This is a genomic window from Paenibacillus sp. RS8, from assembly GCF_041956825.1.
GTDB lineage: Bacteria > Bacillota > Bacilli > Paenibacillales > Paenibacillaceae > Paenibacillus_AQ.
In genome coordinates this window covers 151,847-176,611 of record NZ_CP168130.1, presented here as the reverse complement: position 1 = coordinate 176,611, position 24,765 = coordinate 151,847, and the positions used below count along the sequence as shown (strand labels likewise).

General features: G+C 39.2%; 35 protein-coding genes. 2 read left to right on the top strand and 33 right to left on the bottom strand.

All coding sequences use genetic code 11. From position 1 onward, the window contains the following. Positions 1 to 63: 63 nt before the first annotated feature. The 12 genes from ACDZ28_RS01120 to ACDZ28_RS01065 form a co-directional block, all read right to left on the bottom strand. The gene (locus tag ACDZ28_RS01120) at positions 64 to 1,368 is read right to left on the bottom strand and encodes a DNA cytosine methyltransferase (protein WP_375102288.1); all 1,305 of its coding nucleotides are present in this window, start codon (positions 1,366 to 1,368) and stop codon (positions 64 to 66) included. 275 nt (positions 1,369 to 1,643) lie between these two features. Next, a complete protein-coding gene (locus ACDZ28_RS01115; protein WP_076179599.1) occupies positions 1,644 to 1,904 on the bottom strand; it encodes a hypothetical protein in 261 nt (86 codons plus the stop codon). 136 nt (positions 1,905 to 2,040) lie between these two features. Next, positions 2,041 to 2,910 carry an SAM-dependent DNA methyltransferase gene (locus tag ACDZ28_RS01110; RefSeq protein WP_375102287.1) on the bottom strand — a complete coding sequence of 290 codons (870 nt, stop codon included), beginning with the start codon at positions 2,908 to 2,910 and terminating at the stop codon, positions 2,041 to 2,043. Positions 2,911 to 3,280: 370 nt separating this feature from the next. Beyond that, complete coding sequence (locus ACDZ28_RS01105) at positions 3,281 to 3,961, bottom strand: hypothetical protein (protein WP_280788866.1); 681 nt, start codon at positions 3,959 to 3,961, stop codon at positions 3,281 to 3,283. A 74-nt stretch (positions 3,962 to 4,035) separates the two neighbouring features. Beyond that, positions 4,036 to 5,022 carry a DNA cytosine methyltransferase gene (locus tag ACDZ28_RS01100; RefSeq protein ID WP_375102286.1) on the bottom strand — a complete coding sequence of 329 codons (987 nt, stop codon included), beginning with the start codon at positions 5,020 to 5,022 and terminating at the stop codon, positions 4,036 to 4,038. Positions 5,023 to 5,227: 205 nt separating this feature from the next. Beyond that, positions 5,228 to 5,716: a hypothetical protein gene (locus tag ACDZ28_RS01095; RefSeq protein WP_375102285.1), complete on the bottom strand. Its 489-nt coding sequence runs from the start codon at positions 5,714 to 5,716 to the stop codon at positions 5,228 to 5,230. A gap of 436 nt (positions 5,717 to 6,152) precedes the next feature. Next, positions 6,153 to 6,590 carry an Imm26 family immunity protein gene (locus ACDZ28_RS01090; protein ID WP_375102284.1) on the bottom strand — a complete coding sequence of 146 codons (438 nt, stop codon included), beginning with the start codon at positions 6,588 to 6,590 and terminating at the stop codon, positions 6,153 to 6,155. Further along, positions 6,587 to 6,982, bottom strand: a complete 396-nt coding sequence (locus tag ACDZ28_RS01085) for a hypothetical protein (RefSeq protein WP_375102283.1) — start codon at positions 6,980 to 6,982, stop codon at positions 6,587 to 6,589. Before ACDZ28_RS01085 ends, ACDZ28_RS01090 begins: the two co-directional genes overlap by 4 nt. 65 nt (positions 6,983 to 7,047) lie before the next feature. After that, complete coding sequence (locus tag ACDZ28_RS01080; RefSeq protein WP_280788861.1) at positions 7,048 to 7,197, bottom strand: hypothetical protein; 150 nt, start codon at positions 7,195 to 7,197, stop codon at positions 7,048 to 7,050. A 14-nt stretch (positions 7,198 to 7,211) separates the two neighbouring features. Next, positions 7,212 to 7,640 carry a hypothetical protein gene (locus tag ACDZ28_RS01075; protein ID WP_280788860.1) on the bottom strand — a complete coding sequence of 143 codons (429 nt, stop codon included), beginning with the start codon at positions 7,638 to 7,640 and terminating at the stop codon, positions 7,212 to 7,214. A 160-nt stretch (positions 7,641 to 7,800) separates the two neighbouring features. Beyond that, positions 7,801 to 8,055: a hypothetical protein gene (locus ACDZ28_RS01070; RefSeq protein ID WP_280788859.1), complete on the bottom strand. Its 255-nt coding sequence runs from the start codon at positions 8,053 to 8,055 to the stop codon at positions 7,801 to 7,803. Then, on the bottom strand, positions 8,048 to 8,293 hold the full coding sequence (locus ACDZ28_RS01065) for a hypothetical protein (protein WP_280788858.1): 246 nt from the start codon (positions 8,291 to 8,293) through the stop codon (positions 8,048 to 8,050). The genes ACDZ28_RS01070 and ACDZ28_RS01065 overlap by 8 nt, the downstream gene beginning before the upstream one ends. Positions 8,294 to 8,680: 387 nt before the next feature. Here ACDZ28_RS01065 and ACDZ28_RS01060 point away from each other — a divergent pair, with 387 nt between their 5' ends. Continuing rightward, complete coding sequence (locus ACDZ28_RS01060) at positions 8,681 to 9,076, top strand: hypothetical protein (RefSeq protein ID WP_280788857.1); 396 nt, start codon at positions 8,681 to 8,683, stop codon at positions 9,074 to 9,076. 111 nt (positions 9,077 to 9,187) lie between these two features. On the opposite strand, the gene ACDZ28_RS01055 is transcribed toward ACDZ28_RS01060, so the two are convergent. The 9 genes from ACDZ28_RS01055 to ACDZ28_RS01015 all read right to left on the bottom strand — a co-directional run bounded on the left by ACDZ28_RS01055 (position 9,188) and on the right by ACDZ28_RS01015 (position 15,143). After that, positions 9,188 to 9,325, bottom strand: a complete 138-nt coding sequence (locus tag ACDZ28_RS01055; RefSeq protein ID WP_280788856.1) for a hypothetical protein — start codon at positions 9,323 to 9,325, stop codon at positions 9,188 to 9,190. A 112-nt stretch (positions 9,326 to 9,437) separates the two neighbouring features. Further along, entirely contained in the window at positions 9,438 to 9,590 is a 153-nt protein-coding gene (locus ACDZ28_RS01050) for a hypothetical protein (protein WP_280788855.1), read from the bottom strand. After that, complete coding sequence (locus tag ACDZ28_RS01045) at positions 9,568 to 10,698, bottom strand: hypothetical protein (RefSeq protein ID WP_375102282.1); 1,131 nt, start codon at positions 10,696 to 10,698, stop codon at positions 9,568 to 9,570. The genes ACDZ28_RS01050 and ACDZ28_RS01045 overlap by 23 nt, the downstream gene beginning before the upstream one ends. A gap of 70 nt (positions 10,699 to 10,768) precedes the next feature. Beyond that, positions 10,769 to 11,620: a DNA adenine methylase gene (locus tag ACDZ28_RS01040; protein ID WP_280788853.1), complete on the bottom strand. Its 852-nt coding sequence runs from the start codon at positions 11,618 to 11,620 to the stop codon at positions 10,769 to 10,771. Positions 11,621 to 11,856: 236 nt separating this feature from the next. Further along, a complete protein-coding gene (locus ACDZ28_RS01035; protein ID WP_280788852.1) occupies positions 11,857 to 12,744 on the bottom strand; it encodes a hypothetical protein in 888 nt (295 codons plus the stop codon). Between the two features lie 61 nt (positions 12,745 to 12,805). Beyond that, entirely contained in the window at positions 12,806 to 13,054 is a 249-nt protein-coding gene (locus ACDZ28_RS01030; protein WP_280788851.1) for a hypothetical protein, read from the bottom strand. 1,030 nt (positions 13,055 to 14,084) lie between these two features. Beyond that, positions 14,085 to 14,327, bottom strand: a complete 243-nt coding sequence (locus ACDZ28_RS01025; protein ID WP_375102281.1) for a helix-turn-helix domain-containing protein — start codon at positions 14,325 to 14,327, stop codon at positions 14,085 to 14,087. Continuing rightward, complete coding sequence (locus ACDZ28_RS01020; protein ID WP_280788849.1) at positions 14,324 to 14,497, bottom strand: YvrJ family protein; 174 nt, start codon at positions 14,495 to 14,497, stop codon at positions 14,324 to 14,326. Before ACDZ28_RS01020 ends, ACDZ28_RS01025 begins: the two co-directional genes overlap by 4 nt. Before the next feature lies 1 nt (position 14,498). Next, entirely contained in the window at positions 14,499 to 15,143 is a 645-nt protein-coding gene (locus tag ACDZ28_RS01015; RefSeq protein WP_375102280.1) for a hypothetical protein, read from the bottom strand. A 279-nt stretch (positions 15,144 to 15,422) separates the two neighbouring features. On the opposite strand from ACDZ28_RS01015, the gene ACDZ28_RS01010 reads away from it, so the two are divergent. Continuing rightward, positions 15,423 to 15,833: a hypothetical protein gene (locus ACDZ28_RS01010; RefSeq protein ID WP_280788847.1), complete on the top strand. Its 411-nt coding sequence runs from the start codon at positions 15,423 to 15,425 to the stop codon at positions 15,831 to 15,833. A 60-nt stretch (positions 15,834 to 15,893) separates the two neighbouring features. Here ACDZ28_RS01010 and ACDZ28_RS01005 read toward each other — a convergent pair whose 3' ends face one another. The 12 genes from ACDZ28_RS01005 to ACDZ28_RS00950 all read right to left on the bottom strand — a co-directional run bounded on the left by ACDZ28_RS01005 (position 15,894) and on the right by ACDZ28_RS00950 (position 24,760). Further along, positions 15,894 to 16,583 carry a phosphodiester glycosidase family protein gene (locus ACDZ28_RS01005; protein ID WP_280788846.1) on the bottom strand — a complete coding sequence of 230 codons (690 nt, stop codon included), beginning with the start codon at positions 16,581 to 16,583 and terminating at the stop codon, positions 15,894 to 15,896. A 391-nt stretch (positions 16,584 to 16,974) separates the two neighbouring features. After that, complete coding sequence (locus ACDZ28_RS01000; protein ID WP_375102279.1) at positions 16,975 to 17,439, bottom strand: hypothetical protein; 465 nt, start codon at positions 17,437 to 17,439, stop codon at positions 16,975 to 16,977. Between the two features lie 96 nt (positions 17,440 to 17,535). Next, positions 17,536 to 18,621: a hypothetical protein gene (locus ACDZ28_RS00995; RefSeq protein ID WP_375102278.1), complete on the bottom strand. Its 1,086-nt coding sequence runs from the start codon at positions 18,619 to 18,621 to the stop codon at positions 17,536 to 17,538. 2 nt (positions 18,622 to 18,623) lie between these two features. Next, complete coding sequence (locus tag ACDZ28_RS00990; RefSeq protein WP_280788843.1) at positions 18,624 to 19,013, bottom strand: DUF6573 family protein; 390 nt, start codon at positions 19,011 to 19,013, stop codon at positions 18,624 to 18,626. Positions 19,014 to 19,060: 47 nt separating this feature from the next. After that, positions 19,061 to 19,585 carry a hypothetical protein gene (locus tag ACDZ28_RS00985; RefSeq protein ID WP_375102277.1) on the bottom strand — a complete coding sequence of 175 codons (525 nt, stop codon included), beginning with the start codon at positions 19,583 to 19,585 and terminating at the stop codon, positions 19,061 to 19,063. Between the two features lie 75 nt (positions 19,586 to 19,660). Then, positions 19,661 to 21,175: a hypothetical protein gene (locus ACDZ28_RS00980; protein ID WP_375102276.1), complete on the bottom strand. Its 1,515-nt coding sequence runs from the start codon at positions 21,173 to 21,175 to the stop codon at positions 19,661 to 19,663. Positions 21,176 to 21,190: 15 nt separating this feature from the next. Next, positions 21,191 to 21,865: a DNA repair protein RadC gene (radC, locus tag ACDZ28_RS00975; protein WP_375102275.1), complete on the bottom strand. Its 675-nt coding sequence runs from the start codon at positions 21,863 to 21,865 to the stop codon at positions 21,191 to 21,193. Between the two features lie 322 nt (positions 21,866 to 22,187). After that, complete coding sequence (locus ACDZ28_RS00970) at positions 22,188 to 22,439, bottom strand: hypothetical protein (protein WP_076179572.1); 252 nt, start codon at positions 22,437 to 22,439, stop codon at positions 22,188 to 22,190. A gap of 39 nt (positions 22,440 to 22,478) precedes the next feature. Further along, entirely contained in the window at positions 22,479 to 23,036 is a 558-nt protein-coding gene (locus ACDZ28_RS00965) for a hypothetical protein (RefSeq protein ID WP_375102274.1), read from the bottom strand. Positions 23,037 to 23,043: 7 nt separating this feature from the next. Continuing rightward, entirely contained in the window at positions 23,044 to 23,670 is a 627-nt protein-coding gene (locus ACDZ28_RS00960; protein ID WP_375102273.1) for a hypothetical protein, read from the bottom strand. A gap of 258 nt (positions 23,671 to 23,928) precedes the next feature. Next, the gene (locus tag ACDZ28_RS00955) at positions 23,929 to 24,165 is read right to left on the bottom strand and encodes a hypothetical protein (protein ID WP_229696535.1); all 237 of its coding nucleotides are present in this window, start codon (positions 24,163 to 24,165) and stop codon (positions 23,929 to 23,931) included. Positions 24,166 to 24,388: 223 nt separating this feature from the next. Beyond that, complete coding sequence (locus tag ACDZ28_RS00950; protein WP_375102272.1) at positions 24,389 to 24,760, bottom strand: DUF4258 domain-containing protein; 372 nt, start codon at positions 24,758 to 24,760, stop codon at positions 24,389 to 24,391. Positions 24,761 to 24,765: the final 5 nt, after the last annotated feature.

Below are 24,765 nucleotides of genomic sequence, written 5' to 3'. Positions count from 1 at the left end.
ATAAAGGCGTCCCATAAATAAGGACGCCTTTAAGTAATAATTAAATTGCTACATTTAGTTTGCTCAAAAAGCAAAGCTAAACTGCCCATCTTGATCTCTTGCCATTCCATACTCTTTCTTCTGCTTTTTCAAGCCGGCATGCCGCCTGAAGAACATCGCACAAATCTCGTTTGCGTAAGCGCTTATGACTCGTCCACACACGCTTTGGCCAATCATTTCATAGATTCGATATTCGGGAACATGCTTGGGAAACTTAAACCAAGCCGGAATACTGAAAATCTTTCGAAGTTCAGATATGGTTAAGAATCTCCACTGATCTCCCGCTTCATTAAGTACATAAGAGTTACTTGCACTATGAGAACGGTATCGTCTTGGAATGCATTGTAACTCTATGTCATCTGCACCCACAAATGTTTTATTCGTACTACGCTCCGCCCATGAGTTGCTCTTTTCTACTTTTTTAGAAAAGCTCTCAAACCAGGTGTCAACTGACTTCCAACTGTGCTGCGTATTAGCTGGATCTAAATAATGAGATAGCTTATGACGCCGGAATATAGGTGCCTTTGGCTCTCTAAATTGTTCGAAGTCCTCTTGATCCTGTAGAAATAGAGAGTACGTCCGTTTTCGCAGAGCGATGCTACCAAAATCATAACTGTTAATTTGGGTAGGGCCGATGAAATACGGATATTTCGGAGTTAAGAGTTCTTTTAAATCATAAAAACTTGCTGAGTCATAAAATCCGGGTACGTTCTCAAAGAAAACAACCCTCGGTTCTGCTGCCTCTAATATCTTGTACGTACCTAATATAAGATTATTAAAATATCCCTGATCACCAGGACCTATGTTGCTATGTGAGGAGCAATCTAGCGATACGAACGCTACATCAGCCTTTGCAACGGTATGACAATCCTTTAGATCTCCTTGAAACAAAAAGGAGTACGGGAAATTATGTTTAATAACCTCCGCGCTATCCTCCTCTAGCTCGATCTCCTGTACTGCCGTGTAGTAGCCAGAATCTACAAACATTGATGTTCCTATTCCTGCTCCCGCGCATACAGACAGAAGGCGAATACGCTCGTCTGAAGGGGATTCAAAGGTGTCACTCTCAAACAGACGAAATTTTAAGGGACGAACAATGATCTGAGAAAAGTCCCCATGCTTATATACACTGATTTCTATTTTATCTTGAATACAAAGAATAGATGAATATTTGGATCCACACGTATCAACAAGTGGCCGTGCTTCCCCACTGATACGATTAACCCTTGATGATACACTGACTTCATGAATATTGTCAGATTCCTCAAAGACTCGATTCTGAATGACAATCATTTTCTCAGTCTCATTGATGCGGACAAATAAATCCATACCTGGCTCTAGCCCCGCGCTTTCACAAATAAAATTTTGTAGGAATAATCGCGGTGAATTATGTTTTTTACTCACTGTATAAACTTTTTGTAATAACAGATTAGCTTTATTCATAGGGATGCCCACAAACCGTGATGAGGGAAGCCCACACCACAATAAGGGACTTCCTCCTCTCCGGTTTTGAATTATTATTCTGTTTCTACACATTATGGATATATGGATCTTTATCGAGAGAGCCAGATTATGCTAACATTCTTAATTCCATATATAAATTTTTATACTTCTTTCCAAGTCTGGTCCTCCAAATCTTGCGCTTGTGCTTCAGTATAGAGCAGTGGAATATCTTCCAAGCGATAGAGTACGTCAACAACTCGATACTCTGGTTTGTTAGGTGTTCCAGTCACTTCTATCAGAAAAAGCGGCGTAAGAAAGTCTTCGTTCTCCATGATGGTATATGGGACGTTGTGTTGATTAAGAAAAGACTCAGTAATTTTGGTAACGCTGGACCAAGAAGGCGTGTCATTTTGTTTCTCCATATGTTTTTATTTCTCCTTTTTGAAAGTCTTTATTTATAAAGTTCATATCTCTAGAGATGAATATCTATCTTCAGCAGTTTTAATTATTGTTTTTTAAACAATAGGTTAAAAATAATCTTATTTACCCAGCTAACTCTTAAAATGAAAAAGCAAGCTGACCTTCAGAAATCTTTCGTCCTGACTCCGCTAACACTAGTTGAATAGGTTGACTAATAAGATCATAACCCTCAACATTTCCTGGTCGAGCATACCAAGGGGCATAAAAGTAAAACTGAATGGTACATAGTTTCACGGCAATCCCCGATATATCCTGACCGTAGCCCCGTAAAAAATAATTAGAAGCCGGTAGCAATGTTGCACCGCAGCCTACACATGAATCTAGTACTGACTGCCTTTTCATATGTTCTGGGTCCCCATCACCGTGGCATATCTCAACCATCATCCGAGTTATATTAAACGGTGTTGGATAATATCCAAGACCTGATTTATATCCTTTGCCCGTCTCATCACAGAGAACATGGGATAAATAATCCGTGGGATTATCGAGAACCAGGAATAAATCAAACTCCTTGTAATAATGCTCGTTTAAGCTTTCTGAGATCCTCGGTGCTTCTATGCTCCCTGCCATCCCCCACAGTAGCCAATCTGCAAAAGTATCGATATTAGAGTCATAATGCTGAAGACACTTAGCAAACATCTTTTTAGTTGCCTCTGCTTGATGGGAGGATGTATCTTTCCACTCTATTTGAGGGATCGGACCACTACCTTCAATTGTTCCTTTTTCCAAAATATCTGTCCAGTATCTCCATCTGCCCCATAGAAGGTCATCGTACGCGAATAAAAATGGCAATAGCCATACTCTCTTCTCAAACACTTCGGAATGATGCTGTGGTAGCCCTCCAATCGCCTGTGCATATCCAGCTATTTCATAGGGTAAACGAGCGAGCTGCTCAACTGAAAAGCGATCGATCCGATATAAATGTTTTTTATCTTGTGGTTTAGACATAGTGTCTTTTCTCCTTAGAATCCTCCCCTTCTGCACAGGAGGAAGTGTTGATCCCTGTGCAGAGGGTAGAACATATAAGGTTGGAAATAAATCAAACCACGTTTCTTAGTTGAGGTGTATACGTTTTGTATATCGCCGCTTTTTTTAGCTGGATTTCTTTGTAGATCAGTACCGATCCACATTTGACCATTCCATTTGGATCAATACCGGTTCGTAAGATTTTTGCGTAACGACCCCTTTCTGGACCGTCAGCTAAACTCTTTACAATATCGGATGCTTGTATCCGCGCTCTTCTTTTACATATGAATCAAATATCCCCTTTACGCTTTGTTGATAAGTAGCGGCAGTATTCTTGATCAATTGAATAATGTTAATTGGCTGATAAGGCGTCGCTCATAAACTGTTCAAAGGTTTTATCTGCTTCAAACAAAACTTGTAGAATTGTGTGGCCATCTACTAGTTCGAATTTACGGAGTGCCCACATCAGCGTTACCTGTTTTGATCGAATCTCTTCCGTTACAAAGCGCAGAAGCCTCTCATAGGAATTATCCTTTATATTTGTAGGAGCGGGATCACTGAAGACATATGTACTAAGCGATGTACCATTTTTTTGGTCATGGTCGCGAAGACAGTTGCAGAACACGGCATTATAGATCCCAATGGAAATTTGATTGGCTATCATATCCAGGTCGTATTGCTCAATATTAGGATATTTACGTAGATGCTTAATCAAATCGTTTATTTCTGGATAATGGGAATGCATTCTTCTTAACTCTTCAAATATTTCTATTCGAAAGGTTAACAATTGTAGCTCGGATTTTTCGGACACTTCACCATGTTCATCTAAAAAAAACAAAATGCAGGTGAGATGTCTGTTATCCATTTTTTTGAGTATGCATTTACCTATATCACTCTCATTGATTTTTACAATGTACATGATGCCTATTTCCATCTCTGAGTAGGAGATATTCTCTATCGGGACAATACAAGTCCCTTCCTGTAAGTTCTTAATAAACATATATTTACTGGTAATCATTTTTACAGCCTCCATTAGAACTCCCCCTATCTGCACGGGAAGAGTTGATTTAACCCCGTGCAGTGGGGATGTTCGTATAGAGAAATCTATTAGCCTGTTTCCTGAATACTCCCAAACTGAATTTGCTGGTACATTGCTTTCGCGAGTGCTGAAGCAACTGGAAAAGCAACGCAGTTACCAACACATCGATACTGTGCAGAAAGTGGAACGTCTGCAGGGAGTGTAAAACTGTCCGGAAATCCGGATAGCCGCAGCGCTTCACGTACTGTGATACGGCGATTTTCAGAAGGGTGCAAAAACTCCCTTCCGTCTTTAGCAATATGTGCCGTAATCGTTGGGCTTGGCTTATCCCATTCTAGTCTTCGCATCCCGCGGTGCTGATTTCGTGGATGCTGAATTACGTCAAATAACCGCTCAGGTGTCGGACTTTCCCATGTGGCCGTATGATTGGGAGTAATCCCTAGAACTCGTTCTCTCGCCCCTATAGTTTCTGCAGTAGGCAGATCACCAATCGCTTGTCGAACAGTTCTCTTCACGTATGAAGGAGTTGGAAAACTAAAATGGAACCCCAAATCCTTTCTAATACCAGCGATAAACACGCGGTTTCTCTCTTGCGCTACACCGAAATGCGCAGCATTTAGGAGCGCCCAGGTAACGTTAAATCCCATGTCCTTATAATTATCGATTAGATGGTAAAAGGATTGTGAGTGTCTTGTCAGTAAGCCCTCTACATTTTCAAATAGAAAAAAATCGGGCATCATTCTCCGGATTATTTCTTGATAAACTATTGCTAGTTTTCCGTGATCCCCTTCAATTCCACGATTGACTCCAGCAGAGCTGAAATCGATGCAACTGGGTCCTCCAATAAATCCGTTGGACTTCGGAATACTTCTTAGTGGCACCTTTGTAATATCTCCTACTCGGATATGCCTACCAATGTTTTCTTCGTAACAGTGTGCAGCGTGTGGATTGAATTCATTCGCCCATTGAATGTCGAACAATTCTTTAAATCCTAAATCAAGTCCACCCATACCAGAGAAAAACGAAGTAATTGTCGGTTTTCTAGAACATTGCATTTGTTAGCCCTCAATTCGCTGTGAAGCTCACAGCTACGAGAGGACAACCGATATGAGAAATGCTGGGCCATTATCTCCTCACTTGCAAGAAGGGGTTCCTTAGCCCTCCCCCTTCGCTTGAGACGGTTTTATGAGGTACATTAAAGAGCCGGTAACGCCCAAGTTTACTTACTGTGGCAGGGGCGTAGCGTATCCCTCAACCCTTTTAGGGAAATGCAATACGTTTTCGTTCCTTTTTAGCTTCTCTCTGCAAAGAAAACCAGGAATCCTCACGGTATTTATCACGATCATCTTCCGCACATTGAAATTCATTACGAAAGCAATCAGGAGTACCGTAATATTCGCAATCCTGGCAAACCGATTTGGTGAATCGTTCTACTTCACGACAGAAAAGAAGAAATGTATGGTTTAGCGGTATGTTGCCTATCAGCTCTCGGTTGTTAATTTTGTGAGAAAACTCAGTTGACGAGAAGGCAAGCACCCCCGTTACTCCAGAGCAGTCCTCATAGGATTGCTCTAGTGCCACTGATAATTTTCTACCATCTACATATCCCTTGTTAAATAGGTCTGTTTTTAACCTTCCATTCAAAGGAATAAAAACATACCCTGCAGAACTATGAATCAGTTCCTGCATCTTGTATTTCTTTTTTCCTGTACTGTTTACATGAACAGGAACGGGCTTGGGTTTTGACACTAATTTTATCCCTCCTATTTTGGGTACAAAAAAAGGAGACGCAAAAAAGATATACATTAACTTGTATATCTCTATGGTCTCCATGATTTGAACCTTATGTATGAGCTGCAGTTGCAGCATACTCCTTCCCTGCAAAATAAAAAGATCGCAAGGGAAAATTAATTAAATCGTATTGGAATAATTATATCGTTATCTCAATCATCTGGGAAGTACATTGAGGACAGAGGCTACAATAACTATTTGAATCCTATCACCAGAATAAGATTTTAACTGCTGGCTGTGCCATTGAAACCAAAAGTATGTGATGGATGTTAAAAGAAATATTTTAGTGGTGTTACAGCTAAGTATGTTGATGGTTGAGGTAATTGTATTCGTTCATTCTGACAGGAAAGAAAAAACCTTGAAAGGCATGAAGCCAATCAAGGTTTTATAATAATTATTTAAGCGGGTCACTATGCCATCTATCGTCTCCCATGATTCTATCAATAATATGCTCCGCTTCCCAGACAGCAGCAATTTCTAAACCTTCGCATTCTAGTTTAGTAGCCTTCCTCATCTCCCCCTTATAATAAGTTGAATATTCATCAGTTAATTTATCTATTACACACGCAGGAGGTGGCCAAGCTTCTTCTTCATTCGAAAATGGTCGATTCTCAATAACCGGCCATTGACCGGATTTTAATACATCATCGTAGACACCTACAATAAATTGATAATCTTCATCTTGAGGTATATCCTCGATATAACTACCAATATACCTATAGATTGCAATACTAGCGTCTTTAAATCTCCTTCCGAAACCAAACCTACCATCAGGCAAAGGGATTGCAAACACATCTCCAAGTTTTATTCGCTTACGTTTCGTGCTCGTCAAGGTTTACCAAACTCCTTATTTGCAGTATCTAATTTTCCATTCTTTAATTTGATATTTATGGAACCCCCATCTTTTCCATGAACCGTAGCGATACTCATTACTTCATTTATTCGGTCCATATGAATTTCCGAAATATCTAACCCATTATTTTTTGTATACTTCATAATACTGTTAATCTCACGTGATGCCTTAAACGATCCTCTAATTTTTAGATAACGTAGGATCATCGTAAAAATACAAAGGGCAGGTACAATAATAAGAAGAATCCCGTCACCCAATAAGAATTGAACTGCTGTATTTTTTCCTTGAAGCTCAAAAAATGTAATGGATAATACGAGAAGGATTATACATGCATATACCCCTACCTTGAACTCTATAATTTCATCAGACATGATAAAGTCCCCCCTCCGCTAGTACAATTAATATCTTGCTAATGTTATATAAAAGTAATAAATCATCAATTGCTGAAGTCAACTATTCTGCTATACATAAGAACTGCAAAAGCAAAGGCAGCAACTAACACTAACAAATGAATAGCATATTTTCGCTTCTTATTTTTAACGATGAATATGATAAATTCATTAAACTCTATAAGTTGTTGTTTCATAAGAGTAAACCCCTCTAAATAAGATTTGAACTGCTAGCAATCATATGTACATAGCCACAATTAGCACAACAGAGAAGGCGTAACCGACGAGTATCGGAGTATAAGCGTGTGGTATTAGTAATAGGTAAAAAACTATGAAGGTGATTTTCACCATCGTGAATCTCACCTTCTGTAAAATGTCTTCCAGAGCAAAGTGGGCAAATAAGTTTTTGCTTAGTTTTAGTAATTACCGTACGATATGATTTATTCGGCATTCTTATCTCTTTTCCTTCAAATAAAGCTACGAAGACTCCAGGACTTTCAGTATAAAGATATTCGACTACTCTTTCATCGAATAACAATAACAAAGTCCCACGTTCCAAACTATTTATAAAATCATTCAAGGGTCCATTAAGTCTATTTTCTTTACTTCTTTGGATTATCATTTTTAACGTTTTAAACATTTACAATACATCCTCCCTTTCATTGAAACTTTGTATTCTTGCAACATAGTCACTCTGTCTTCCAACTATCCCGATAGGTAGTATCTTTTATAAATGAACATGCCAGAACTTTCATGTTACTGTAAAATCTCTACTACCGTTTCGGTATGACTAAGTTCATTCACTTTTTCAAGGTGAATATACCTAGAAAAGCCATCTTTTTCAAAGCGGTTCTTGCATGGAATCTCGATCGTTCACTCGTACTGAGTATTTCTATTGACGACAATGATTGTACCGCTATGTTTAGGGCTTTTTCTTTTTCTTCTAAGAGTGTTAAACAGCAGCCTATGATATGAGTACTTTCATCATATACTCTGCGTTTTTCACATAACTTTAGGTGTTTTTTTGCTATTTCAATCTCGCTTAGTTCATTCATGAGATTTCTCCTTAAGGTTGCCACTATCGCTAGTTGATTCGGTCGAATCGATGGATCCAACCCCCTTAGCCCACTTAGCAAAATCCATCACCCATACACCGGTTGTTGATTTGCTGGACGGCTTGTTTTTGTACATCACCATCCCTCCAACTCCGACAACGTAGCGGCTTCTTTTACTACCATTGTTGAACCACTTTTCTCCGTTTGCGATGTGTAATAAGAACTCTTCGATCTTCATTCTCTTCATCCTCTCACTTTTATGTGTTCTTTAGTTTGCAAAACTATTTCGGGCAAAACTACTTTCTATGTCCCTGCAGCACCTATCCACAAATAGACCTACAATTAAGCTTCAGATATCAATAGTAGTATATTAATATTGTAATATATTAATATACTACTATTGATATCTGATTTAGAAAATACAATATTTATAGATTTATAGAAGCTTCCTAAGGTTTTTAGTAATAAACTTACGCATAGAAAAACTCAACCGAGAGGTTGTAATTCGTTCTCTAATATTGCCTGCACAAGTGAGGGGACAAAGTCCAAGGTTCGCAATAAATGATCGCAACTTTCTATCGATATGGTAGAATATAGATAAAGTGTTTTAGGAGGAAGTGATGAAATGGGCTTTTTTAAGAAGAATGATTCCAAAAAGAATCAGTCTATAACAGCCAGCTTATATCATGTAGATGGTCTACCTTTACCTGAGAAGAACCTATGTAAGATTGAATTGAATACAACCCATCTAAATATTGATGGTGGAGGAAGTGATTTCTCTATTGATATTATGCGTATAAAAGAAGCTCAGTTTAAAACTGAAAGTGTTCCGGCGCCAAACGGTGGTATATGGGTGACGTGCTATCTTTTAATTAGCTATATCAATAAATCAGAGAAATTGAGTTCTATTTCTCTTAAAATAGATATTGCCACAGGCAAAACAAAAGATGTCAAAAATGCCCGGAAAATTGCAGATGAGTTGACTTTAAAAACAAAGAATTCCGATGTAGTTGAACTATAAATTTAAATGAATTGAAGACACTCCTAGTGGAGTGCAAAGAAGCCCCCATAAGAAGGGCTTTTTTGTTCTGTTTATTATTACAATGGTCAGATGCTTGTGAGTATCTCTCTCTTATTTTTTGTTTTTTTTCAGATTATTTAATAGTTCATTTCTTTTTTCTTTTCTCTCATTCATTATCTCTGCTTGTGTACGATCGATAATTTTGGTTGCTTTTTTTTGGAATGTAATAAGCTTCCCCTTTTTAACCATACTATTGCTTCCCTTCTATTAGAGATTCATAGTATGTATTCTTCTCAAGTTTCATAGTTATAAACCTATGCGCAAAAAAACCCCCGGGAATTCCCGAGAGTTTTTCTTATAGTTATGCTCTAAGCAATACCTTCTCAGCTTTCTCTTCCGTAACGGCTACTCTTTCACCAAGTTGCTTTAACATTTCGTTACGCAGCTGACGCCGTTTATTCAAAATTTCTTCCTGAGATTTATCCTCTACCTTAATTGGCTTGTTCTGCAGCATCTTGGGTAGCCTCCTTTTTTGAGATCATGTTTTTGTGTAATATCAAACAAAAAGCATGAATAAGTCTTCTAATTTGCCTTGACTCTATTATATCATTGGAAATTACTAGAGACAAGGCGCGTTTGTCTGACTCATCAAAGTGGAAGCACCACACCCAACGCTCATTATTCAGCATTTTCATTGAGAAAGCGACGACTACTCTTCCTGGATATGGGTAGCTAATGAATGAATCGTTAGATTTTTCTTTCGCTGCAGACACAGCTGCATATTCGAATTCCTGGGTGACAGATAAATCTATCTCACTCATACTTCCTCCAGATGTGCCTACGTCGTATATCTTTGTGAGTATATTTTCCTTTACGGCATAAATAGTAAATGGAGAGACGAATCTTAGATCATCAAAATCAAGAATGCCATTGGTTAATTGATATATGTTGGTGTTGACTGCTTTAAGTAAATTAACCAAATAGGAAATACTATTTTCTGAATTATCTATATCTTCAGCAAGCCCATCTACTGATCTTTCTAACTCTTCTATTCGATCTCTCAACTCCTGGATGGTCTCCTCCAATACTTCCTCCCTACCGATAGAGTATTGCAGTACAGATTCAATACTGCCGTCTTTAATAGGGACGAGCAATGTATTGAAAGCATCGTATAGACCATTAAAAGTGAAGTGATCCTTTTGAATGAAAGTACTCCAAACAGCATATTCTGCAGGACGTCTGGCCTTCAAAGCTTCAACGTGAAATTCAGGCGTTCCCAGGGTTGCCATCTTGTCTATGTATCGTTTTACATAAAAAAAGTAATAGATAACAAATAACAAGACTACACTGCCCAGAATAATAGACCATAATGGTAAATGCTTATACCAACCTGTTAAAATGACTATTGCTTGTCCTAAAAGAGGTAGTGAGCTCCATTTTATCGCTGAAACTATTTTAGCGTGTTTAAAATATCCTAACACTTGCTTAATGGGGCCTTTCCAAGCAAGACTTACCCATTTTTCGTTTTTCTGCTGTCTCATCTTTTTTATGATTGGATCGTAAGTTCCTTTTAATTCGTCAATATAGCTATGATAGTTTCTCATTATTTCAGATTGGTCCATGAAATATTACCCTCCCCTTTCATTACTATTCCACAATAGTGGCGGAGATCCTTCCTTTAACAACTTTCTTTCAAATGTCATTAACTACAGGGAAATCAAATGACAACTGACCCTTGGTTTCAGGTTTATAATTCATAAAAACATATTCTTTCTCTATTCTTCGGGTTTGTCCTAGTTCAGCCTTGGCTACTGTGCCTACCTTTGCTTCGAATGTCTCACAATGCCAATCCTTATAAAGATCTAGAATTAACGGATCACCATAATACGTGACCATACATTTGCCTTGAATATTATGAAGCATTGTAGCAAGTTCAACATGTTCATCAAAAGCAAATTTGTAATAGTGCTCACGGTGAACATATGGAGGATCAACAAATAGGAAAGTACCCGGAGAATCATATCGCTGTATCATATTTTTATAGTCAAGACATTCAATCATGACACGACTGAACCGCTCTTCAAAAGCTTCGAGCTTTGCCAAAGAGTTTTGAAAATCACTAGCGGTGTTCTTAATCTTTCCGGATCGCCATCCACTTTTAATACCGTTAGCGGGTATTATGCAGTTTCGGAGTAAATAGTACCACCTTACTGCACGTTCAAGAGGATCCTTAGGAAGTTCCTCGCGTTGCCATTTTTCGAAAAGGTATCGGCTTGTCGGTAAAGTAGATAATGAACTTATCAACTCATCTCTTCTCTCTCTAAGAGTTAGAAGGAAATTGATTAGATCATGATCCTTATCATTAAAAACCTCTACCTTACTTCTTCTTTTAGCCACAGTCATGTGCCCTCCGCCTCCAAAAACATCCACCCAGCAGTGGTGTTCAGGAATTAAAGGAACCAGGTCACGAGACAGAAAATGCTTTCCTCCAAACCACCGAATTACACTACCTACGCTATTTTCATCAACATAATTTGTCGCCATATCCATCTCTCCTGTTTCCGATATCGTATTTAGTCGATATGGAAATAGGCAGGACTCTATCTGTCCTCTCACGCATTCTCGAACGATCTGCGTAAGTGCTACATATCCCAATTGGGAGCTCGCTGAAGGGGGCTACAATGAACCTCAATACGGATTATTCCGTACCTTCGTCGCACCTGATACTAGAGAGTATGGAATCGCATCTTTAACATTTCATTCATATGAAGTACCATTCCTTATTTGATAAGTGCGATTTGTGTACGGAGTAGCGCTGCGCTAATTTTAGATTCACTCTGCAGTACATAGCTCTGCTTGATCAGACACAATGTAAATTTTGCTAGGCACTTACCATATTTGTTTTTAATACTCTCAAAGTTGGAATCTGCATGCAGTTCTGCAAGTGAACCTTTTGCCTGTAGAAAGTATGCGAGTTCACCGGTTTGATCTTCTTCTTGAAGCAATTGCTCCATTTCTCCTAAAGCATTTTTAACGTCTTTCCGCTTCTGGTTGTAATTTCCGAGGAGCTCCTTTAGCTCTTCTAGATTCCGCTCGATGCCATAAAGATGTGCGCTATTACTAAAACTAGTAACAACCTCACTAGCTTCTTGGGGAGTCTGCAACCGAATCATTGAAGTGATCTGCCACTTCTCACGTTGAATTTCCTTGAGTTTTCGCTTGTTCAGCTCCTCCTCAATTAAATCAGCGTAATAATTTGGTTTGCTTCCTAACGGTATTCCAGATCCATATACGCGATATAAAACGTTATGCTCATCAAGCAGTTGCTTAAGCGGATCTGAGAAGGTTCGACCTGCATGAATTTCTACAAAAGGCAATGATTCCATACGGAGAATCAGATTTACGACCTTATGGGCTAACTCAATCGCCTCATTTTTTCGTGGATGATATTTTTGCTTAGGATACGGCTCGACTAAATCCTTATAGCCAATAACTCGCTGCTCATAATGACTCAAAAAGAAGATGTCTTCATGTGGAAAGTCACGGACTTCCATGTACTCGATAACTTTATTAACCCATCGACTTTGCGTTCCTTGAAAGAACTGGTGTGCCGGCATCGGTTCATTTGGTCTTGCTGAAGACTCTGTTATAAAAGCAATTCTTCGCATTATTCCACCTCGAGTTTAATTATTATTTCTCCTAATTAATGCTTAATGGTCATGTATAGACTCATTGCTCCAGATTTAAATCCTTGGGATACAGCCTAATACATTGACCGCACCATTCACCTAATCGTGTCTCCTGTAAAACCCCTTCATTCCCGCAGCAATCACATACTTGAATCATCGCAGGATGTTCATCACCACAGCTTGAGCAAACTGGTTCTTTGCAAGCTATTGAGTAGTGATCATTTAAAGGCTTTTCACTGGTATGACGCCAAGTTTGTTCTTTTTTACAGCAAGATGTTAAAAGGCTCATCGTAATTCCTCCTCTTTTTTTGGGCATAAAAAAAGGAGACAAAAAAAGAATATACGTATCCCGTATACCTTTTTGTCTCCATAATTTAAGCCCTATTTTTTTCTGCTGTGCAGAATTCCCCTTCTCTGCATGAATTATAGTTCTGCAGAGAAAATAAATGTGTTTCGTAATAGATCTAGTATATGATCTCTTAGGTGATTTGGAAAGAGAATCCTACTCTTTAACAGTAAATATCCCCTTAATTGAACTGCATCATATTAGAAGATGTTCTTAAACCTATTGTTTGGAAAGAAGATGAACTGATGTAATACTTCCTCTTAGCCTCTATATATTTCATTCGATTGCAAAATACCCCGAAGAATGATTAAATAATCAGTAAGTAGCCTACCACAATCAAATATGCTAATTAATCGGAAGCACCGATAAATTCTTAAACTATGAGTAAATACATTCATGGTTGTGAATCTATCGGTGCTTTTTTCTATAAATCAATAAGGAGGTACGTATCAAGGGGTTCTGCTTGTTGTCTGAAATTATACGAAAATAACCGAAGATAAAAGGGAGAGATTTAATAAATGATAGATACTACACTAATATCATTAATATTGAGAATATCATTTGGTGGTGTAATGATGTTTTTAAACCAGCGCTTGTACCACTTATATGCTCATGATTTATTACACAATTCACCTTGGCAAATTCTTCACTATGTCATATTTTTTATACTCATGTGGTTCTGTCGTCCCTTATCCCTTATACAGCTAGGAAAGGAAGTAGTGCAAGATCTATATAGAGTCTGGAAAAGAAAATAATTAATCTTAGTCTGTGAATATAGACAAACTGGCTGCGTAATCTCACGGTCATTTGTTAAAACTGACGTGATAAAGGTTACTTATAAAGATTACGATTGGTCGATGAGTGTCACTGGTCCGCAGGTACGCTATCTATGTTCTCTTTGGTTGGTCAGCAACAGAAGAAAGCCACCTATGTAAGGGGGCTTTCTTCTGTTTAAGAGGATTGGAAATGTAGATTAGAGGTTATTTTCCATGTGAATAAAAGTTTCAAAATCCGGGAGAGAGTCAAGATCGTAATTATGAACAGCCCTTACAATTTTTTCAATGGTAGATTGCTCAAAGTCTTTAGCGGAAAGTGAAGATAGAGTTCTTGATGTTTTACGAATTAAAGGATAATAAGCATCTAAAATTTTGCGCATGGCCTCTCGGTCACCGAATTGTGCTTTACGCGCACATTCAAATAATTCAGAGTTCTTCACTTCTTTTTATCCTCCTCCCCAAGCAATGCCAGTTTGAAATCTTGAATCGTAGTAATGAGGTTATCTATTTTTTTTTCGAAACGTAATAATAAATAACCTGTTAACACTATAGGAAAGCCGAAATTACCGATTGTCGTTGATATTACAGTAATTAACTGAGCCTGATCCATGCTAGCTTCCCTCCTTTATTGCCGATTCAATATTCAATGGGGGAATATACCGTTTCAACTTCTGTAAAGATGTTTTTCGTGTTTTAGAGATAGACTGCTGGGTTACATGTAAGAGTAACGCTATCTCACTATCTCGACTACAGGAGGAATAGGCAAGGGTTATCACAAATTTTTGTTTAGGTGTTAATTTGGAGAATCCATGATATAACCATTCATTATTAAGCTGTGATTGGAATACATCAGGATCAACTGTTACTTGAGGAATATCCTCCCCGTGGTAAACATTCGATAAAATCTCTCCTAAAGCTACATCCTCATCTGTTGACAATGGTTTATCAAAGATTAGCAACTCTCGCTCCTCATCTTTTTTTACTTTCCTTAGATAATCGATTCGGCTATTTGTAATGAGAGAACTAAGATACTTTGTAAATCGGATGGCAAAAATATAAATTTTAAAGGCTTGATTTAACTTTTCATGGTTGGATTCAGTTGGATTGTTAATAAATTTTTCTACTAATATCGCATTCTCTGGGTGTGAGGAGAACCCAAGTACAATAGGATGCTGCAAAGATAATTCAAATTCATATCCGGTAATGTTTGTAACAGCCCTTGAATTTTTACTATTCATATTATAGATTTCTTCCATGAAGGATCTTCCTTTCTTGAATTAGACTGTTCGCCCTATACTATATAAAGTGAAGTGAACGAGTAAAATCACAACCAATACAAGAACAAATGTTCCTATTTATTATACTTTATTTGGTTAATTATTTGAATCACTAGATAATTTTTACTGTCAGACATTAATAACAAGGATAGCTATCCTTTAAATATTTAATTGTAACTTTTAGAAACAATTACATCCTTAAAGCGTTTAAATTGTATAAGAAAGGAAATCAAAATTAACCGAAGGAGGAATCACCCCATGAGGAAGATACAATTGATGAGTTTAATCCTGGTTTTATTTTTCTTGTCTGCTTGTTCATCAAAAGAAGAGGTTAAAACTACTTACATTGATGCAACTGCCTATCAAGGAGCACAGCAAGATGTGCTTTCAGTGGTAAACCAACGAGTGGAGTATTTTAATAAACGGGATAAGGATCTATATGCTTCAGTATTTACTAAGGATAGTTCACAATCTGATATAGAGGCTTATGAAAAAGATAAAACGAGAATTATGAAATTAAGTGCTCCCAAATTTATGTCCGAAAGTGAAAATCAAATAACAGTTTCGATTCATGAGGAGTACAAAGATTCTCCTTATGGTTCTGTTGGCGATACGATGTATACCTTAATGAAAGTGGATGGAGCGTGGAAAATAAATGGTATAGATTAAATAGTACAAACAAAAAAAGAAAGCCAGTTAAATTTAACTGACTTTCTTTTTTTGTTTGCATTACTTGTTAATGATTCCAACCATAAACCCAAGTTTACGATTTGGATCGGTGCCGGTAAACGTATATTCTTTACAGAGCATCTCTGTTGAACCACCGCCATCGAGAAGTACACCATCACGAACATTTGGGATTTTGTTTAGGATAGCTGCCCGGAATGCAGTGATGCTAGTTTTACTTTCCGTAATAACTAAATGAATATTGTTGGAGCTATCATAGACAATTGCTGTTCTAGCAGCACTTGAACTTACACCACCAATGCCTTCAACGTGCTCAGTAGTCATTTGCGAGGACCAATTGGTGTTTTGCAATCCTAAGCTAATTCCTCCGATAGCCCAGTACATATCCGGACGCACATAACCTGATTGTGAGGCATTATCGATTACCTTAACACTTAAACTGTTAATATAGGCATCGTATACCAATGTTCCGCGAGTGTAGTATTCATTGAACCAGCCGGTATTGTGAACACCCTTTGCTCCCTTTACGGGAACGTCATTGTATACACCGATGCTAAAGCATTCGTTATAGTTACTGTTATTCGCGAATCCTGCATTAACTCCGTATACGCTTCCCGAGGTAACAGGGGCGAGTGGAGTGATACCTACTGGCTTAATGTTGCCTGGAGTGGTTTTAATAACCTTGAGCGTAATTCCATTAGAAGCAGTGAGAGAAGAGAATGTATATGCCATAATATTTGATCTCCTTTATTTGTGGTTTTTTTGGTGAAGTTCATTCAGGATACTATTGTCTTTGGTGTATCCCTCACCTCGTACAATAGGAACGATTCTTCTGATTCAGTCCGAGCTAGCAGTTGGAGCTGCTATATTTACTTGGGCTGATGTTCTATACAGTGTAACGATGATCGAAAATCACAACCGTATAAAAAAATTCTAATTGTTAACACAGAAAACTTATTGCTGCATTAAACGAAAGTACAAAAAGAGGCTAGATCAAGATGTGACCCAGCCTCTATTTTTATATAAATAACAGAAATAAGACCGATCAAAAGATCGGTCTTATTTAGTTCTTTCGTACTCAATGTCTTAACAGTATCGCTATATTTGTGGCCTGTCTCAACTATTATGCCGCATTTATTTTATACAGCAGCACATCATTAATAATGAGTGCATATTTACAAATAGCCATCTGTGGTGTTTTTCCAACCCCAATATAAATATCATCATAGTAGATACTCCAAAAGAGCCCAGCGCCAGAACCACAAGGAATAAGCCTAGTCTTATCTGCGATAAGGGTATACTCAAACACTTGCAGGGCATGATTCATGTCTTGAGAAGGTTTGAATGAGCCCCTACAATAATGCACGTGAGATAGAAATGCCGGGACCTCAAACGTATGTGGCTCCCATCCCATTACTTCTGTAGTAATGACATGATCTCGCTCTTCCGAAGTCATCCCATCAAATCTAAGGATCTGCGGCTCACAGAGAAGTCTGGAATTCCGCAAGTCATCCTTTGTTATTTTTTTTAGATATTTGGAGCGGGCTAACTCATACGCTTCTATTTGTTTTTGAATCTCAGTGTCCATATTTATTGACCTAACAAAGACCATGGAATTAATCCTGTCTTCTGCCAGGTCACCTCCTCTACTTTTATTTCGTTCGTCATATATTCCTTTCCATCACTACGTAAAAGATGGTTCCGTATTTAAGAGCTCTTGTTTTTGTCTCGATTTTTCCCCGCTTCCACCACATAAAAAACAGATTCCGTTCTTAATATGAAGGTATCGAGTTCTACCTGAACCTTTGCATCGTTCACACGGCTCTTCATCAAGAGAAGCGGTACGCACCATTTGAATACTATTCTTCTTCTGGCTAATAGAGCTGAAAGTACTCGAAGTAGGTTTCATGATAGGAAACGGCGTAGACCGCACTATGTTTTTCTGAGTTTTTGATCTCAGTTGCACGGCACTCTCCACCACGATCTCTGGATCATAAGCTGGTTTCTCAGCGTACTGAAGTGCAGCTCTTCTTCTCTCAATTCTCACAACCACTTCTTGTCCGGTTGCTTCTTTACAGAGCAACCCCCATGCTAACCCTTCATAAGTTCTCAGAAACATCGCTTCCGTTACCTCAGCGTCCCAAAGCCAAACTTGCTGGCTTTTTACGCACGTATACTGGCGATAGTACCATCCACCATCTTCGGATCCTCCAAATGCCCGAGTGACAGTATAGACGTTCACCCAAGGGATAAGTCCGAAAAAGGTAGGTGGGCGGAGCATAGGTAACGACTGTCCTGAAGATGCCTCCTGATAGGACTCTGGGTTCTTCTCTATGCGTTTTTCGCTAGATTTGCAGACTGCTACATCTTTAGTCATTAATCTCTGCTGAAAGAGGTTCTGTAGGTTTTTTATGCCCTTTTGAATACGTAATGCATTCTGAGAACCCCACCGCTTTACAGCTGGAATGGTTTTGTTTATTCGTGCACTAGATAAACAAATGCCGGCTTCCTCTGACTTCATATTTTTAAGGTCTGTAGATGGATCGGCTGGTTTAATTGGATAATGAACAGTAAGGTTAGAGAAGATGAATGACTGCAAACGATTTAGGGAGCGGGAGCAGAACTTAATTAACCACTCCTTTTCCGAAAATGTTCGTCTCACGATCACTCTCAAAAGTCCTTCTGACTTCGCTATGTCCGCTTCTACAGCAGCCATCGCTTCCATATCTTCTATATAGCTAAGAAGATCCATTTGTTCGTATTGAGGCATATCTAATCCTCCTCGGGCTCCATAATAGTAATAACCGCTTCCAAGTTATCTCCAGGGCCAATGATCGCTTTGAGCTGAACATTCTCAATATTCCCCTGCTTATCAGCCAAAGGGACGGTGAAAAGCAGCTTGTGATCATTAGTTGTGGAGTTTCTTGCCACAGAAGCAAGCATACTTAAACATCTCCACAAAGCTCCACGTGTTTTAATATCGAATGGCTTATCTCCATCGATCTCTTGTATGGCTCCGATCCATACCGCACTACTAATGGCAACAGGATAGACTATACCAATTTGTCTAGCTGGCTCTGAAACGTCAATTAAGCCGCCATCCTGGATCTTATCTGCTCGTGAGTAGGCATGAATTAGAGTCGTACCGCAAAGTTCATTCATCTGGACCATCCTTTTATATTTTTTAATGATTGAACAGAAGATTCAAATCATTCTCTCGTATCATCATGTTTTTGTGCTTCATTTAAGCTGAGTATTACATACTGCATTGGAGTACTCACTCTGACCCGCCGCATGAGATGAATGAATTGCCATTCTTGCTGATTGCGTTTACGGTAATTTGCTAGATTCATCAAAATGAGAAAGTAGTTCATTCCAATACTGATTACTCGCTCTACTCTATTTTGCTGTACCGGTGTTCCATTCAGACCTAATTTTGCATAATAGCCTTGTAAGGTCGAAGTTTCAGAATGTAACACGATATCCGGGTACCCTGCTTTAAACTTTCGTATAGCATCTTCCTGCAGCCTTGAATACTTCTCCCGATGTGCATAGTAAAAGCCAAAAGCAGGGCTATGATGAAGGGTGTAAGCACCCTTTCCATTACGACTAACTACGAAGTATCGGTTTAAATAACGTCCGAATACTATTGATTTTGCCGTAAATAACATAGATCCAAGGAGAATAGCGAAAATGAATACGAGTACAAACGTTTCTATAAGAATAATTATCATTTTTAAATACCTCCCCATAACAAATGAAGAGGATTAACGGTTGTATTACACCCGTAATCCTCCTTGTTTTTCTTTCTATGCAACAATGATTTCGTGAGACAATTCGGCTTGGGGAAGGTAAGAGGTCACAAAGAACTGAGTGCGCTCTCCGATGACTTCTTTAATCGATTCACAGTTATCAATAAAGACAGGAATCACCATCCCTAGCGTCATGGCCACTAAATCTGCAAGCTCAAACGAAACTCGATTTTTATCAGCACCAGATAGCAAGTAGTACTCTCTCTCTTTATACCGTAGGCGGTAATGGAAGGTGTAATCTCCCACTTTGCCGCGTCTTGGAATAAACAAGATTTCAGCACTAGATAACTCGCGATTTGCGGCTATCACTTGCAGTTCAGCATACCGTAGCATGAATTGCTGCACGGACTCGACCTCTACCTGAAGATATTCCCTTTGTATTTTCGCATCATCTAAATTTTTCTGATGTAGCGGGAATTGTTTAAAGGAATGACCGGTCTTTTGTTTCAGTTCAATTTTCGCCTCGATCATCTGAAGATCAATCTGGAGTCGCTGTAGCTCCTGCTCAGTTCGTGCAATGAACTCTGCCTTTTCTTCCTCGTATTGTGCACGATTTTTATTTATGTCCTTCCGTAGGGAAAAGCCCTCTTCCAGGATAGCATTACAGCGATTTGCGATTTGATCTAGCTCTAGTTTTCTTTTGAAACGTTCTCGCTCTCCACCGTTAACCGGCGTTTTGTTTAACTTTCCCCAGCTTTCAACTTCCGCATCATATCTCTTTCGGAGAACTTTAGATTCTTCTTCCCATAAGGTGATATGTTCCGGAAATGTTGGTCCTGCTTCCTCTTCGAGCATCTCAATTTGTTGACGTATATCCGCCATTTTTCGCTCATCATCCTCGATGATTGCAGAAGATCCTCGTAGCGCGTTACTGAGAAGCAGTTGCTCTATTGTTTTTTCCGTCTCTTGAATATAGTCGTTCCATTCCCCCAGCTCGATTTTTAGAGACTGAAGATACTGGAGCGGATCGCTCAGTTCATCTAGATTCAGACGGGTCTGAGTCTCCGCTGGAAGACTATTCATGACTTGAGAGATATCTTGTGCTGGTAGCATGGAAAGGACTACATGGTTCATCCTAGCCGCTCCGATTCCTCCGATATACCCGGGAAGAAAGATACTAAGTAATGTATCTGTTTCCCCAAACCATGCATCAAAATCATTTTGGCTGACCTTTTCATCATCCAGAAAGAGGCGCATGGAGCGGGCAGTACTAATACGGCAGAAGGAATGCTTATTCAGTAGCCCTTCAGGTGTATGAAACTCCCAAGTAGTAACGACTTTCATTTCTTTAGTATTGGGATTAGCCAAACGTTTCTTGACTCCCTTTACATTCCCCGTTAAGTCGCATCCTTTAAGGCACCATATAATAGCTTCGCTAAGGGCGGTTTTACCCTGCCCGCGATCACCAGCGATATGATTGCCCATTCCAAAAGAAAAGGAGTGCTCTGCTTCAAAAAGTTTGAAACCAGTGACAGTAGTCTGTACCAGTTTCATCTTATATGCCTGATACATATTTATATTCCCCTTTCACATGAATCCTCTTTCTTTCATGCTTGTATTGGATTGACTCCCGATGATGACATGATCGAGTAGATTGATTCCAATAAGCTCGCCAGCTTCAACTAATCGCTTAGTTAGTTCAATATCCTCAGGAGAAGGAGTGCTATCTCCGGATGGGTGATTATGCGCTCCAATAATGGAAACTGCACCGCGCCGGATAGCCGATTTAAACACCTCTCTGGGATGAACAAGCCCAGTGTTTATAGTTCCTATGGAGATCGTTTCTCTTCCGAGTACTTTGTTCTTCGAGTCTAAAAACAAGAGAACAAAGTGCTCTTTGTCGAGAAATTTGAGATCATCCAGGTACTCGTAACAATCCTCTGGTGATCGGATGATCGTAATCTCTTCATTTCTAACGACGTGTACCCTACGGGAAAATTCAAACAGGGATACGATTGGAAGACTTTGCTTCTCATCAATACCAAACAGTACCGACAGCTCAAATTCGGAAAGAGAAGCTAAATAACTAAGTCCCTTTTCCAAAATCTGATCTACCAAAACCGATACGCTTCTATCTCGAACCAATGGCTCTAGGATTAGAATGAGTAAATCTCTATTGGATAGAGAATTGGTATTGCACGTTTGATAATAAGAACTCCGTACTTCACGCACCGCATATTTATTGACCTCTGTAATAGACATAATTTTCGCCCATGCCAATTGAAGGGGCAAAAGCCCCAATGCACAATGGCAGCGGGGCTTTCCTCCTCACAAATTGGTTTTTATAGGCATCCTAAAGGCATGGAATCTAGCTTCTAGACAGCAATTTACCGATCACTGTGCATTCTTTCAGCTTCTTCCGTCTTTCAGCCTCGAATTGTAGTTTCATCAGTTGTACCTTAGTCATGTTTTTTTGCCCATATGTATGTACTGGGGCGAAGCCCCTAATTACAACATAGCGGGGCTTCCTCCTTTAAATTAAATTATTTTTATGGTCTCCAGCTTCTTGCTTAACTAAAACTAATTACACTGCCACTGCCAGGTGAAGATGTCTTTTTAGCAGCTGCAGATTCAAGGCTTGTTGAACGCTTAGAAAAGGTTGACGCTCATTACTAGCTTGGATATTCGCACAAACTTGCGCTGGATGCGGATACCCATGAGCGGTCTCCCCTTTCAACCATTTTTCTGTACAAACAGAAATGTTCCCTTGAATATCCACAGGCATGGATTGTAAATAGGTTTCAATATTGATCTCCTGCAGAGGAGTTAGTGTCATAATATAAGTCATCCTCTCAAACGCCGCAGCGGGCGATATTTATACAACTAGATCGAAGCTGATTTGATCATCAGGCTTCTGCTGGCCTTTCAAATTATGTTTCAATTCATCAAGCCAATGCGAAAAGCGCTGATGCGGGATCGAATTCCGAATATCCTCATTCCGGACTTCAAAATAATAGTGGTCAAGAATGGGATAAAACGAGAAATACAGTTGTTTCTCCGCTTTTGACCAAATCCTTGGATTGCTCTCGACAAATCCGTAGATTGGGCGAAACTGTTCAATATCAAGAGCAACCTGCATCCAATTAACTGAAGTCACAAAGTGCTGACTCATTGTAAAGTACCAATCGGATAGCACTCGAGCTAGTAACTCCTTTTCAGTTGGCCCATGCTCATTAACGAAACGAATCCAAAAGTAGGAACGTTCGGGTGAACACATATTTACCCTGGGCTCCACGGTGAGTGAATGCGTACCTATGGAGCGGGTCCAGCGTTGTTTTTTACCAGGAGTCAGCTTGACTTGCTTCAGGACAGTTGCAACCGATTCTAACGGTGCTTCTACGTGCCATTTAAAAGCAATATATCGAAGCTTCATTCCGTACTCACGCCCCAATCCGTACATTGTTCCCGATGTTCATGCCAAGTGGAAGCGTACCGCGATAATTGCGGCCAGCCGCCAGCATGATGGTGTTATCAGGATCAAAACCCGCTTCTATTAGCTGATCGTTGATCATAGAAGACCAGACTTGCAGCTCAGCCGGTGTAAGCGCCGTTATATTCACGGGAACGAGTTGAGCTTTATTTATATCGACGAGACCATCACCAGTAAGGGAGTAAACGAATTCACCATAGGTTTTAGCAATAAGTAGGTTTTCAGACATCCGCTTTTCAAATCCTCCCAAATTGACCAAGAGACAAACTCGTTTTGTCGTCAGCTGTTTCATTTCTATTTCCACCCTCCGGTTTGATTGGTTGATCTCCTCTGAAATGGCATAGGTGCCGATCTTTAGCGGTATGTTATGAAAGGTGAAGAGTTCGAACAATTCTCTTTCAAATTGATCCGCATCTTCCATAGAGATTCGCTTCTTTCGGCCGCCAACAATCACATTCGTCTGAGGTGGTTTTACAACGTCAAAGTCAATACAGACGTCGCTTCCATCCAGATCAACAATCGCAAGCCCACTGCAAAGGATACCTAAGTCGTCTTGAATCATTACCTTTTTAATCATCCGGAGATCCTCCCTTTTTTAGGCACAAAAAAAAGGACACCGCAGTAGCAGCCTCCTTTATGCCATCCATATTTGATTTTTTATACACGAGTTACACCAATAAGGTATATATCATGTCTCCATCCCTGAAGGGATTACAGAAGCGTTGACGTCCGTTAGTTATGATCCTAAATGATGTACTCCTAAAGGAATCATTTAGAAAAACAACATCTTTGTTCCTCAATAACATCTGTACTATTTATAACTCCTAGGAAAAAATTAATGTTGTTGAGCTTCTTTAGGCAGGAAATCTTGGATTGTGAATTTCTGCTTTAGATCCTGCATAGATACAGTAATCTCTCCAATAATACTGCGATCCACGAGCAATCTTACATAACCCGCAATCAGAGCACTATCATTAAGAAGCATTTGTTCGTCACATTCGCATTTTTGAACTGGAACATCAGTTACTACTAACGTTCCTCCATCAAATTGACGTTTATTAGTAATCAACATAGTATTGATCTCCTTTTTGCACCGGCCACATTGAGACATAAAGCATCCCTCCTATGACCTTATTTTATCATGGTTTACTAAATTCAACAAAAAATAGATGCACTATTTTTATCCAAAAACTGCTCGACTAATCAAGACAAGTGTTCCTACGATGTAGGTAAGGATAAGCAAGGCATGTACTTTGTTTGCATCTTTAGCAGGCATCATTTCTATTCCTCTTCTCTCATGATTTAGGGATATATTTGCTGTAACGCTCCCTATCCACAGGAAATACTGTTTTTACGATGAACTGATTACCAGTCTTCATCAAGATAATCACGACAGCCCAATTACCGGATACTGCAGGACCGATAATGGTCCGCTCCGGTTCAGGATTTCTTCCTCTCTCTCCACTATCGTACCCTTCGACGATCTCACCATTAGCAATTGCCCATACGATATCAAGTTCGTCGAACACACGATCCGGATAACCCGAATTATGATAACGATCTTGCATGTAATGAGGACTAATCGTAGTGACGTAACCATCAAGATGATTCACGCCTTTTCTTATGCATTCCAGCTCTTTGGGCCAGTATTTCTTCATATGGTCCATCTCTA